This is a genomic window from Haladaptatus sp. DYSN1, assembly GCF_029489995.1.
Lineage (GTDB): Archaea > Halobacteriota > Halobacteria > Halobacteriales > Halococcaceae > QDMS2.
Map to the genome: position 1 here is coordinate 1186113 of NZ_CP120470.1, position 12741 is coordinate 1198853.

14 protein-coding genes are annotated in these 12741 nt (G+C 62.6%); 11 read left to right on the plus strand and 3 right to left on the minus strand.

From position 1 onward, the window contains the following. Positions 1-2 precede the first annotated feature (2 nt). Both P0648_RS06365 and P0648_RS06370 read left to right on the plus strand, forming a co-directional pair. On the plus strand, positions 3-605 hold the full coding sequence (locus P0648_RS06365; RefSeq protein ID WP_276248104.1) for a plastocyanin/azurin family copper-binding protein: 603 nt from the start codon (positions 3-5) through the stop codon (positions 603-605). Between the two features lie 9 nt (positions 606-614). Further along, a complete protein-coding gene (locus P0648_RS06370; RefSeq protein ID WP_276248103.1) occupies positions 615-995 on the plus strand; it encodes a methylated-DNA--[protein]-cysteine S-methyltransferase in 381 nt (126 codons plus the stop codon). Here the strand turns inward: P0648_RS06370 and P0648_RS06375 are convergent. Further along, a complete protein-coding gene (locus P0648_RS06375) occupies positions 992-1780 on the minus strand; it encodes a hypothetical protein (protein WP_277505685.1) in 789 nt (262 codons plus the stop codon). The two genes, P0648_RS06370 and P0648_RS06375, sit on opposite strands and share 4 nt — an antisense overlap. A 57-nt stretch (positions 1781-1837) precedes the next feature. After that, the gene (locus P0648_RS06380; RefSeq protein ID WP_276248101.1) at positions 1838-3208 is read right to left on the minus strand and encodes a geranylgeranyl reductase family protein; all 1371 of its coding nucleotides are present in this window, start codon (positions 3206-3208) and stop codon (positions 1838-1840) included. Positions 3209-3340: 132 nt separating this feature from the next. Between P0648_RS06380 and P0648_RS06385 the strand changes: the two genes are divergently transcribed. From P0648_RS06385 to P0648_RS06425, 9 genes are all read left to right on the plus strand, one after another. Then, a complete protein-coding gene (locus tag P0648_RS06385) occupies positions 3341-3676 on the plus strand; it encodes a 2Fe-2S iron-sulfur cluster-binding protein (RefSeq protein WP_276248100.1) in 336 nt (111 codons plus the stop codon). Positions 3677-3780: 104 nt separating this feature from the next. Further along, a complete protein-coding gene (locus tag P0648_RS06390) occupies positions 3781-5454 on the plus strand; it encodes an AMP-binding protein (RefSeq protein ID WP_276248099.1) in 1674 nt (557 codons plus the stop codon). A gap of 53 nt (positions 5455-5507) precedes the next feature. Further along, positions 5508-6158: a transcriptional regulator GfcR gene (gene gfcR / locus P0648_RS06395; protein ID WP_276248098.1), complete on the plus strand. Its 651-nt coding sequence runs from the start codon at positions 5508-5510 to the stop codon at positions 6156-6158. 166 nt (positions 6159-6324) lie between these two features. Next, positions 6325-6666 carry a glutaredoxin gene (locus tag P0648_RS06400; RefSeq protein ID WP_276248430.1) on the plus strand — a complete coding sequence of 114 codons (342 nt, stop codon included), beginning with the start codon at positions 6325-6327 and terminating at the stop codon, positions 6664-6666. A 159-nt stretch (positions 6667-6825) separates the two neighbouring features. Then, positions 6826-7416: a hypothetical protein gene (locus P0648_RS06405; RefSeq protein WP_276248097.1), complete on the plus strand. Its 591-nt coding sequence runs from the start codon at positions 6826-6828 to the stop codon at positions 7414-7416. A 127-nt stretch (positions 7417-7543) separates the two neighbouring features. Next, positions 7544-8503 carry a phosphoadenosine phosphosulfate reductase family protein gene (locus P0648_RS06410; RefSeq protein ID WP_276248096.1) on the plus strand — a complete coding sequence of 320 codons (960 nt, stop codon included), beginning with the start codon at positions 7544-7546 and terminating at the stop codon, positions 8501-8503. A gap of 279 nt (positions 8504-8782) precedes the next feature. Beyond that, positions 8783-9742 (plus strand): phosphoadenosine phosphosulfate reductase family protein, encoded by a 960-nt coding sequence (locus tag P0648_RS06415; RefSeq protein ID WP_276248095.1) that lies wholly within the window; start codon positions 8783-8785, stop codon positions 9740-9742. 71 nt (positions 9743-9813) lie between these two features. Continuing rightward, on the plus strand, positions 9814-11457 hold the full coding sequence (locus P0648_RS06420; protein ID WP_277505686.1) for an acyl-CoA synthetase: 1644 nt from the start codon (positions 9814-9816) through the stop codon (positions 11455-11457). Between the two features lie 40 nt (positions 11458-11497). Beyond that, positions 11498-11965, plus strand: coding sequence for a hypothetical protein (locus P0648_RS06425; protein ID WP_276248093.1), 468 nt, complete (start codon positions 11498-11500; stop codon positions 11963-11965). Positions 11966-11967: 2 nt separating this feature from the next. Here P0648_RS06425 and P0648_RS06430 read toward each other — a convergent pair whose 3' ends face one another. Then, positions 11968-12705, minus strand: coding sequence for a hypothetical protein (locus tag P0648_RS06430; RefSeq protein ID WP_277505687.1), 738 nt, complete (start codon positions 12703-12705; stop codon positions 11968-11970). Positions 12706-12741 lie beyond the last annotated feature (36 nt).

The window sequence follows — 12741 nt, forward strand, 5'->3', positions numbered from 1 at the left end:
GTATGGTGGGGGACCAGTACTCCCGGAGGGCCTTCCTCCGCACCGCAGCCACAGCACCGATTCTCGCAGCGACCGCCGCGACGGCGAGCGCACAGGAGACGACGCCGACGACGCACACCGTCGATATGACCGACGGACTGGTGTTCGCTCCCGATACGCTCACAATCTCGCCCGGTGACACCGTCGTCTGGGAAAACGTCGGCAACGTCGGCCACTCGGTGACCGCGTACGAAGATGAACTCCCGACGGACGCCGCCTACTGGGCGAGCGGCGGTTTTTCGAGCGAATCCGCCGCACGGTCCGGCTATCCACAGCAGGGGAACGTCGCCGGCGGGGAGTCTTACCAGCACAGGTTCGACGTCGAGGGGCAGTACGGCTACTTCTGTATCCCGCACGAATCGACTGGAATGCTCGGGCAAATCTCGGTGCAGGTCGGCGGTGCACCCACGCCCGGCCCCGCACCGCAACCGGTTCCCTCCGGCGCGGTCGTCATCGGCATCGCGACGACCATCGCGCTCGTCACCGTCCTCCTGTTCGCGTTCTTCCTGCTCAAGTACGGCGGCGATTACGAGGGTGACGATAAAGGATTTGCACGCCCCCGCTGAAGGGGAGGTATGCACGTCACCATCTTCGACACGGAGGTCACGATAGACGAGTCGCTCGTCGACGAATCGACCGCGGAAATCGAGCGACAGGTCCGTGAGTACGAGGCCGGCGAACGAACCGACTTCGACCTCACCGTCGCGTATCCCGACGACTACACCGGTCGCGTGATGCGGGCGATGAGCGAGATTCCCTACGGCGAAGTGCGGACGTACGGCGACGTGGCGTCGAGCATCGATTCGGGAGCGCGTGCGGTCGGCGGGGCGTGTGCGCGAAATCCGGTGCCACTCGTCGTTCCGTGTCACCGCATCGTCCGCACCGACGGTATCGGGAACTTCGCGTACCCGGGGCTCAAAGAACAGTTGCTCGGCCTCGAAGGCGCTGACGTTTAAGCTGCGTCTACCAACTCGAATTCGGCGAGTCGCACGCCGCACTCTTCGCAGACGAACGCGACCACGTCGAAGGCCCGACAGCACGACTCGACTACTTCTTCTCCGATTTCGACGGGGCCCCCGCAGGTCGGGCAGACGTCGAGGAAGATGCGAATCGCTCCGACCATCCGCGCCCGCGTCTGGAGGTCGTATCCGAGATACGACGGAAACTGAGCGACGAGCGTCTGGTGGGCCGCCACATCGGCGAGCAGTGCCGCCTGCGACTCCCAGTTGCCCACCTGCCGGTCGCCAGCGCGGACGACGATACGGTCCGGGCTGTCCTCGATGAAAAGCGGCCCGTCAGTTTCGAGGAAGGCCTCTAACGACTCGATTAGGGAGTCGGTACCGATGCTGGCGATGGCGTCGTCCCACGCCCGCCTGAAACTCCGACTCAGGACGAGGTCGTCGCCGTCGTCGCTCACGATGCCCACCGCACTGAGTTCTGTTTCGATGTCGATTGCGCCCTCGCGGGGCGGTTCACGGCGGCCATGCGTCCCGAATAGCCGGTGAATACGAGCCGGGAGGTAGCGTTTCGTGAGCGTCGGCGTGCCCGGGGCGAGATAGCCCCGGAAATAGATGACCGAAAGACAGGCGACGAAGACGGCGAACGCGGCCCAGGTCGACCATGCCGTGAGCAGGGCGCTCGCTGCGCCAGCGATGGCGAGGTTCACGGCGGTACACGGGAAACAGCGATTCTCGCCAGTGTACGCCGGGTGTTTGAATCGAGTGAGAATGGCGGGTGTCATCACGGTGCGACGGAGGTGTCACACCAGTAGAAGCGAGCGAATGGCTTCGTTATGGCGTCAGTATTTGGGGTCCGCGCCGGTCGTCGCGTAGATGTCGTCCATGATGCGGTCGCGCTTGGTCTTCCAGGACTCGAAGCCGGTCGGCGAGGACGGGTAGGCTTCGTAGTGGGTCAATAGCTCGTCTGCGAGATTTTTCGTCTTGTAGAGGTCGTAGAGCGTCCCCCAGTAGCCGTAGCTTTTGAGCGCGGTCTGGAGTTTGAGGCCCATCCCGATGCTCGCGCTGCCCGAGTAGAGCGCTTCGGAGAGTTTGTCCATCGGCAGGGCGGCCATTAACCCCTGCAGCACGTCTGAGTCGTAGGCCGTCGTGAAGATGTTGTAGATGTCGAGGGCGGCGTAGCGTCCGCCGAAGTGCTCCATGATGCGGGTGTTGTACCGCCAGAGAATCTCCTCTGTAACCTCGCCCTGCTCGAGTGCCTTGATGGCCTGTTCGCCCGCGTACTTGCCGGCGTAGGCGGCCCCGGCGATGCCGCCGCCGGTGGTGGGGTTGACGTGGCCTGCGGCGTCACCGATGGCCATGTAGCCCTGGGCGACCGCCGAGTCGTAGGGTCGGCGGGTCGGGAGCGCCGCGCCGAGTTTGTCGGTGACCTTCCCGCCCTTGAACTCGGGGCGATTGCGCAGGTCCTGTTTCAGGTCTTCGACGAGCTTCATCGGCTGTTCGGTCATCTGGAAGCCGAGCCCGGCGTTGATTTCCGTGCCCGTCCGCGGGAAGTACCAGAGGTAGCCCGCCGCGCGCTTCGTCGGCTTGAACACGAGTGCGTCGCTCCACTCGACTTCGTTTGGTACCTCGATGATTTCGCGGTAGGCAGAACAGAACTGCGAGTAGGAGACGTTCGTGTCGAACGTAGAGCCGGTGAAGTCCACCTTGTCCTGGAGCAGCGAGAGCGCACCCGCCGCGTCGATGGTGATCTCCACGTCGTACTCCACCGCGTCACCCTTTCGTTTCCCGCGGAGACCCGTCACGCGGCCGGTCTCTTCCTGGGTCACGTCCTGGACGACGGTGTCGTAGTGGAAGGTGGCGCCCGCCTCTTTTGCGCCCTTGATGATGAGTCGTCCGTACTCCCAGCGGTCGATGACGGCGAGCTCCCCCGGAATCGGGATGTCGAGAACGACGTCCTCCTGTGGTATCTCGAACCGGCCGTGGTCCACGTCCGTGTTCGTGAACGCCGGCATTATCTTCTGCTTCGGAATGGCCTCCGGGAAGGCGTCTGCCCCCTTGAGCGCGTCACCGCAGGCGATGTGTCCCGCTTCCTGCTCCGTTTTTCGCTCGACGACGACGACGTCGTAGCCCGCCTTTGCGAGCGTCGCCGCGGCGTAGCAACCCGACGTGCCTGCGCCAACGATGGCAACGTCAGGAGAATACGTGGTCATGCACACGACTGCTCTCCCAACGGAGAAAACTCTTTATCTTGGCTCGGTCGTTCGATTCCGACCTTTCGAGGGGGACGTGGTTGCCACCTGCCTACATAAAGAGTAAAGGTGCGCTCTTTCGTAGGAGGTGCTATGACCGATTACACCGTCGAGTTTGTCGGCACGGGCGAGGAGATCACCGTCTCCGACAAGCAAACCATCCTCAAGCGATGTCTCGAAGAGGGGATTGCCCAGGAGTACTCCTGTCGCGTCGGCATGTGTCTCGCCTGTTCTGCCGAAATCGTCGAGGGCGACGTGGCCCAACCGGCCGCCCGCGGCCTCACCGACGAGGAGCGCGAGGACTTCGCGCTCACTTGCATGGCTCGCCCGCTCTCGGACCTGAAGCTCGACCGCGGCAAGTACCCGCCGAGCATCGAAGACGACGCTACCTCCGACGCGAGTGCAGAACCCGCCGCCGCAGACGACTAATCCGACGGTTCTCTCGATTTCACCACCCGCGGAGCTGGCGACTTTTCAAACCCCGTGTATAGCCGTAGACGGACTGAAGGTGTGTCCCTGAGTCACACGGATAGATGTCTTACGACCGACCCTGGTTTCGCGAATACGAGCAGTTCGGTATTCCAGAGACGCTCGCCCCCTACCCCGACGAACCGGTCCATTCGCTGCTAGAACAGGCCGCAGAACGCTATCCAGCGCAGGGCCTGGTGCAGTTCGGCCAGCAGTACACCTTTCCTGAGGTGCTCGACCACGTCGAACGACTGGCCACTGCACTGCGCGACCGCGGCGTGGAGAAAGGGAGCAGAGTCGCCACAATTCTGCCGACCTCGGCGCAGTTCGTCATCGCGGACAAGGCCATCTCGCGGGCCGGCGGGGTCCACATCCCGAACGACTTCCTCGACGCAGAGGAGGATCTCGTCTATCGCCTCGAACGGGGCGACCCGGAAGTCCTCATCGGCCAGGACAAACATCGCGAACTGGTCCTCTCGTTGCGGGACGAACTCGGCCTCGACGACGTGATTCTCACCGACATCGAAGACTACAGTCAGGACCCGCCCGTGACACACGACGAGGTGCCGGGCGTCGAGTGGTTGCCCGAGGTCATCGCGGAGACCGACCCGAACCCTCCCGACCTGGACTTCGACGTAGACGAGGACGTTCACACGCTCCTGTTCACCGGGGGCACGACGGGCCTCCCGAAGGGGTGTATGCTGACCCACAAAAACGTGCTCACGAACGCTTATCAGGGGGTGGCCAGCCAGTCACAGATGGCGAACATGATGCGCGGCGAGGAGTCGGCGGTGATGGCGCTGCCGATGTACCACTCCTACGGCTACTCGGTCACGAACGTGCTCCTGGAATTGGGGGTGAATCTACTGGTCGTCCCCGACGCCCGGGACACGGACCAGATGGTCGAGTACATCCAGGAGTGGCAGGCCATCATCATGCTCGGCGTGCCGACGCAGTTCATGGAAATCGTGAAAGGAGAACTTGACACAGACGTCATCGGTATCTCTGGCTCTGCCCCGCTCGCGGACGAGACCAAACGCCAGTTCGAGGAAAAGAGCAAGGGCGTCTCGCAGGGCTACGGACTCTCCGAGATGTCCCCGATTACCACGTTCAACACGCGCGGCTTGCAGGACATGCTCCTCGGTCGGGACACCCGCGAGGATGGGTTCGACAAACCGACCATCGGCGTGCCAGTTCCGGATACGGAAATCAAACTCGTGGACGTGGACTCCGGCGAGGTGATTCCGCTGGACGAGGCCGTCGCCGAGGAGCGCGAGGGCGAACTCTACGTCAATGGCCCCCAGCGGATGAAGGGCTATCTGGACGAGTCGAAAAATCCCTTCGACGACGAGGGGTACGTCAGCACTGGCGACATCGCGATGCTCGACTCGTGGGGGCGGCTGTACATCGTTGATAGAGTCAAGCACATGATTAACGTCAGTGGGCTCAAGGTGTACTCAGAGGAGTTAGACGAGATTCTGTTCGGCCATCCGGCGGTCGAACGACCGGCCACCGTCGGCGTTCCGGACCCAGAGCGGCCCGGCAGCGAGCGCGTGAAGGTGTTCGTCGAACTCGACGAGGCGTACGACGGAACCGTCGAAGCTGGAGACATCGTCGAGTTCCTCGACGGAAAGGTCGCCGCCCACGCCGTTCCGAGCGAGGTGGAATTCGTAGACGAACTCCCACTGACCGACATCGGGAAGACCGATAAGAAGGCCCTGAAGGAGCGTGCGGCTTGACGAGTCTGACCGCTGACGAAACGATGATAAAAAGGGCCTGCGAAGGCCCGTATATGAAGAACGTAGACGACCTCATCGAGAGTGCGAGCGAACTCGCGAACCACGGCCTCTCGAAAGGAGAAATCGCGGACGAACTCAACGTCTCCCGGGAGACGGCGAAGTGGCTGGTCGAACAGAGCGAAAAGCAGTCGCGACAGACGCAGACGCGAGCGCAACCCAGTGCGGACGCGAGTCCCGACGACATCCACGTCGATTGGAGTTCGCTCGGACGCAACAGTCAGCGACTGAGTTACACCGCGAAGACGATGGCCAACGTCCTCGGCGAGGCCGCAGAGCAAATCGAGTTGACGGTCGGCATCGAGAAGGCGGGCGTCCCGCTCGCCACCGCCGTCGCTCGGTCCCTCGACACGGAACTCGCCGCCTACGCACCCGCGAAACACCGCTGGGAGAGCGGCGACATCGAAGAACAGGACCTGGGCGGGAGTTTCTCACGGAACTTCGCGCAGGTTCGGGGTCGCAAGTGCGTCATCGTGGACGACACCATCACGAGCGGGACGACGATGACCGAGACGATCGAGGCCGTAGAGGAGGAAGGCGGCGAAGTCGTCGCGTGCGTCGTCCTCGTGGACAAACAGGGCGTCGAGGAACTGGAAGGCGTACCGGTTCACTCGCTCGTTCAGGTCATGCGGGTCGATCGGTCCTGAGAACGTTCCGCCCAATCTCTTTAGGGGAAATCTTCTTTTAAGGGCGTAGAGTATGCCACAGCGACTCACAGAATCAGGGGTGATTCAGGGACGGCGCTCGTGGGGCGTGCGCCGCGAACGGGTCATCGACGCAAGGATTTTAGACCGCGAGCGGGTACCGTTGGGTATGACCTTTCAGCCCGGCGAGTCACTGAGTCAAGACGAAGTAACGGAGCGCGTAGACAGCGCCATCGAGGAAAACGAGGTCGTCCTGTTCATGAAGGGTAACCGCCTCATGCCCCAGTGTGGCTTCTCGAAACGCGCCGTCCAGCTCATCGGCCAGTACCGCGAGGACTTCGAGACGGTGGACACCCTGGCCTCGCTCGACGAGTTCCGCGTCGCACTCAAGGCCCACAGCGGGTGGGAGACAATTCCACAGACCTACGTGAACGGCGAGTTCATCGGCGGGAGCGACATCCTCGCAGAACTGGACGAACGTGGAGAACTCGAGGCAGCACTCGACGCCTGAACTGTCGCGTTCGAAACGCGAGATTCGCCTGCCGGCAGGCTGATTGCCGGCGTGTTCTGGGCGGCGAAACCGAAAGGGTAGCCCATATAAGCCCCGAACACCTATGTACAGACGACCCCATACGGAGCCGCTGTCGACTCCGTTTGACGCCCCACACTCATGACCAGCCGCGTATATCGACTCCACTCGACGCTCGAACTGCCACTCGAGGATGTCCACGAGTTCTTCGAAAGTGCCGACCTGCCAGAAGAAATCTCAGACATCGACATCACTCGACGCAATAACACCCTTATCATCAGTGCGGTTGCCGCCGATGACAGCATCAGCAAGTACACGCCGACGGCGCAGCTGAAAGCAAGCGTCAGCGAGAACCGCGTGTACGAAGTTCCACTCGACGAGTGGAACAAAGCACAGCGGGGCGGCGCACCAAACTGGGGTGCCGCAGAGCAGGAGGAACAGGAAAAGCCGCCGTCCGAACTCGTCGAGTACGCCTGCTTCAAGGGCGACCGCGAGACGGTGCTCCAGAATACGGCGCTCCAGTACCCGATGTTCGAGGTGCTGTGTGAACTCGCGAAAATCGCAGAGAAGGGGACGCTCACCGCGATTTCCGCCATCGACGACGAACTCGTCGCGACGCGCATCGTCGACGGTGAGGAGCGACCGGCCTCCATCGACGTCGTCGAAAACCCGACCGAAGACGCCGCCTCGAAGAAGGGCGTCAACTGGCGGGACAACAAGTTCATCTCGTAAGTTTCACTCGTTCTTTCCATCGCTCGTGTGCCCGTGAGCGCACGCGCCGGGCGACCCCTGTGTGTCATTATCACCCGTTTTCAGGCCGTAACGCCTTTTACAGTCCTAATTATATGCAATTATGAAGATGGCACAGAGCTTCCCCGACTACGTCAATGCAGACTACACCGACGGTGAAGGCGAGAGCGCCGAGGACTATCCCTCGATCGAGCACAAAATCGAGAAGGCAATCGAAGTCACGAAGAAGGGCTTAGAGGAGTACGAGAACCCCGCAATCATGTGGACCGGCGGGAAGGACTCCACCCTCGTCCTCTACTTCGTCAAAGAGGTCGCAGACCGATTCGACCTCGAAATGCCCCCTGCGGTGTTCATCGACCACTTCCAGCACTTCGACGACCTGCTCGACTTCGTCGAACACTGGGCCGACGAGTGGGACTTAGAGGTTATCTACGCCCGCAACGACGACGTGGGCACCCTCGCAAACGAGCCGGGCGATACCATTAACGTCTCGGACCTGAACGAGCAGAACCAGCACCACGTCCGCAACATCCTCGAATACGAGGAGGACACGTTCCCGTTCCTGCTCGACACCTACGTCGGCAACCACCTGCTCAAGACCGTCGCGCTCAACAACGCGTTAGAAGAGTACGACATCGACGGCGTCATCTCCGGCATCCGCTGGGACGAGCAGGAAGCCCGTGCCGACGAGACGTTCTTCAGCCCACGTCACGACCCGGACATCTACCCGCCACACGACCGCATTCAGCCAATCCTCCAGTTCGACGAGGCGGACGTCTGGGAGGCGTTCTGGAACTTCGTCGTCCCGGAGACGGTCGCAGACTACCCGGACGAGGGCTACGTGCCACAGGACTACGACGACCTGCCAAACGGTCTGACCCACAAGGACGTGCCGGTCAGCCCGAAGTACTTCGAGGGCTTTCGCAGCCTCGGCAGCGAAGTCAGCACCGAAAAGAGCGACACCGAGCCTGCATGGCTGCAGGACTTGGACAACACGACCGAGCGCGCGGGCCGCGCCCAGGACAAAGAGGACCTGATGGAACGCCTGCGCGACCTCGGCTACATGTGAAGTCGGTCACGTAGACCGCTTCCCCCGCCGTGTGTCATCCCACGGCAGGTACTCTCGGCGGACGCGGTGGCACACGCGGCCTCTGCAGGGAGGCCAACGCCTGACGGGTGGGTCCGTCCGGTGAGTATGGTTGGGTAAACCGCCACCGATTCGCCAGTTTTCCGTTCACAACCCTCGTTAGCGACAGCACCGTCACGCGGTTCAGGCGGGCAAAGAGACCCTAACGTTCCGGTAGGCAACCCATACCAATATCGTGCGAGCGCACAAACTACAGTACCAATGCCTGAAGGGTTTCCCTCGTATCTCAGCGTGGACTACGAAGACGGCCGCGGCCAAAGTGGTGCAGACTACCCGAGCGTAGACGAGAAGATTGCGAAGGCAATCGAGGTCACGAAGACCGCCCTCTCTCAGTACAAGAACCCGGCCATCATGTGGACCGGCGGGAAGGACTCCACCCTCGTCCTCTACTTCGTCAAAGAAGTCGCAGCGGAGTTCGGCTACGAGATGCCGCCCGTCGTCTTCATCGACCACTACGAACACTTCGAGGACGTGACGGCGTTCGTCCACCGCTGGGCCGAAAACCTCGGTCTCGAACTCATCGTCGCGCGCAACGAGGACTTCGCTCGTCTCGGGGCGACGCCCGGCGACGAGATTCCCGTCGCCGACCTGAACGAGCAGAACCAGCGCGAACTGCGCGAGCGACTCGACCACACCGCGGACACGTTCGTCTTCTCCGCGGACTCCTACGCGGGCAACCACCTGCTCAAGACCGTCGCGCTCAACAACGTCATCACCGAACACGACATTGACGGCGTGTTCTCCGGGGTGCGCTGGGACGAACAGGACGCCCGCAAGAACGAGACGTTCTTCAGCCCGCGCCACGACTCCGAGAAGTACCCGCCACACGACCGGGTGCACTCGATTCTCCAGTTCAACGAACGCGCCCTCTGGGACGCCTTCTGGTTCTACCTCGTGCCCGACCTCGTGCCCGAGTACCCACAGGAGGGCTACGTGCCACAGGGTTACGACGACCTGCCGAACGGCCTGACGCCAGAAGACCTCCCCGTGGGGCCGAAGTACTTCGAAGGCTTCCGCAGCCTCGGCACCTCGAAAGGCTCTGCGAAGAGTGAGGACCGCCCCGCGTGGCTCCAGGACTTAGAACACACCACCGAACGCGCCGGTCGCGCACAGGACAAGGAAGGCCTCATGGCCCGCCTGCGCGACCTCGGCTACATGTAAGGGTTCTTCGAACGAATTTTTCACGAACGTTGGGAATGATTTATTTCCTCCTTTCGTGATGGTGAAACGTGATGGGAGTTCACAACCTCCACGAGTACGACGCAGTGTGCGACTCTTTCGATTGGTCCGACATCTTCGACGAGGCAGACTGGGATGCACCCGACTCGCTCAACATTGCCCACGAGGTGTGTGACCGCCACGCCGAAAATCGCGAGAAGGTGGCCCTCTACTACGCCGGCAAAGACGGCGAGCGCGAGACGCTCACCTTCTGGGAGCTCGCTCGCCAGTCGAATAAGTTCGCGAACGTTCTCGACTCCATCGTCGACGAGGGCGACCGCGTGTTCTCGTACATGCCCCGCATCCCCGAACACTACGTCTCGCTCGTCGGGACGCTCAAGACGGGCGCGGTCTGGGGCAGCGTGAACGAACGCTACGGGCCGGACGGCATCGCCTACCGCCTTGACGACTGCGACGCGAAGGTCGTCGTGACGTCGGCGGCGAACCGCGAGACGGTCGGTCGGGCACTCGAAGACGCCCCCTCGGTCGAACACGTCATCGTCGTCTCCGAAGACGGGACGGGCATCAAGAAAGGCGACCTGAGTTTCCACGCCGAACTCGACGGCGCGAGCAGGCACTTTGACGTCGCCGAGACGAGCGGCGAGGACAACGCGCTGCTCTACTACACGAGCGGGACGACGGGCCGGGCAAAAGGCGTCCTCCACAAGCACCGCTGGGTCGGTGGCGTCGCCGCGACGCAGAAGTTCGCGGTGGACCTGCAACCGGGCGACCTGTACTGGTCGACCGGCGACCTCGGATGGCTGACCGGCCCGATAAATACGCTCGGTGCGTGGTACTGGGGCGCGAGTCTGTTCACCTACGAGGGCGAGTTCGACCCCGAGACGTGGGCCGGCCTCCTCGACGAGTACCCCATCTCCGTGCTGTTCAGCGTGCCGACGGCCTACCGGATGCTCCGCGAACATCAGGACGTTCTCGACGGGACGGGCCTGAACCTGCGCCACGCGCTCAGCATCGGCGAACCGCTCAGTGCGGGCGTCGTCGAGTGGGGTGAGGACGTCCTCGGCGTCACCATCCACGACACCTACGGCCAGACCGAGACGGGGAACATGATTATCAACAACTACCCGACGATGGAACTGCGCCCCGGCAGCATGGGCAAACCGCTGCCCGGCATCGAAGCCGACGTGGTAGACCCGGAGACCGGCGAACCACTGGAACCCGGGGAAACGGGTGAAATCGCCCAACGTGGCGAGTACCCGTGTTTCTTCGCCGAGTACTGGAACCAGCCCGAAAAGACCGAGAACTGCTTCAAAAACGGCTGGTACCTCTCGGGCGACGTCGCCCGCAAAGACGAAGACGGCTACTTCTGGTTCGAGGGCCGCGGCGACGACGTCATCATCTCCTCGGGGTACCGCATCGGCCCGTTCGAGGTCGAGAGTTCGCTCGGCGAACACCCCGCCGTCGCCGAATCCGCCGTCGTGCCAAAACCCGACCAGAAGCGCGGCCACGTCGTGAAGGCGTTCGTCGTCCTGAGCGAGGGAACCGAACCGAGCGAAGACCTGAAGGAGGATATCCGCCAGCACGTCCGCAACGAACTCGCGGCCCACGAGTATCCCCGCGAAATCGAGTTCGTCGAGGACTTACCGAAGACGGTAACAGGGAAGATTCGCCGCACCGAACTGCGCGACGGCGAGTAGGGCGGAAACCGTTTTCCGGCCACCGCGTGTACCTCTCGCCATGTCCGAGGAGTCGGTATACTTTCGTGAAACACAGCGGTTCAGACAGCCGTGGCTCTGGGTGCTCCTCGTCGGCCTCACCGCACTGCTCCTGTGGGTCGCGTTCACGGAGACGGAATCGTTGGGCGAGCGTGTCCTCGTCGCTGCGCTCGGCGTCGCCTTTCCGCTGTTTTTCGTCGTTCTCGGCCTGCAAACGGAGGTCAGAGCCGACGGGGTTCACCTTCGCTTTTTCCCGCTCCACCTGACCGAACGGCACGTCCCGGCGAGTGACCTGACGGGCTTCGACGCCCGCGAATACCGCCCGCTGTCCGAGTACGGCGGGTGGGGGATTCGCCGCGGGCGAAACGGCTGGGCGTACAACGTACAGGGAACTGACGGCGTCGAACTCAGGTACGACGGAAAGACACTGCTCGTGGGGACACAGCGGCCCAAGGAGTTCGTTGCGGCACTGAATCGGATGCGGCAGTAACGTTACTTCGGCCGGAGGAGGTCGGCGATGGTGACCAGAATACCGAGGAGCCAGCCGAGTGGAACCGCGATGCCGAACCACATGCCGACGTAGGCGACGCCCTCTAAGTCGTACTTCGTCCGGATGTACGTGTTGAGGTCGCCGACGGTGAGCAGATTGTCGAGAATCCACTTCGCGAGCGTCGTGCTCTGGGGGAAGATGGCGTCCGCGAGGGTCGGCGAGTAGAGCGCCGCGACGACGGGTGGCAGGAACAGCGCCGTCATCCCGAACGGATAGGCGAGCAGGACGGTGGTTCCCCGCCCGCCCGCACGACTGGAGAGGACGGCCAGCACGGCCGCGACAGTGGCGACGACGCTCGCGGCGGCGACGGCAATGAATCCATCCGCAGAAAAGCGCATCCTTGCCAGTGCTGTGAGTGCTCCCCAGACGACCAGCGAGAGGAGGAGGACGCCGAGGACACCGAGGCGCGTGGCTGTCCCGTCTATCTTGCGAGTGTAGAACCGCGTCATGTAGCCGAACAGAGCGAGCGGGTAGAAGATGGCGACGAGTGGCGCACCGAGCGCACCCCACAGCCGGTAGGAGACCTTGCCGAGGGTGTTGTTCGGTCGCCACTTGCCGAGAACGGTGTGTTCGGTGTCCAGTTGGCGCGGGAACACCAGTTCCATCCACGTCTCGTGTAATCGCTTCAAATCGACGCGGATGCCCGCGAGGACCCCGTCGTTTCGTTGACCGACCGACATTGAAACCGAATTTCGGGCGAATGCCCTTAACTGTCC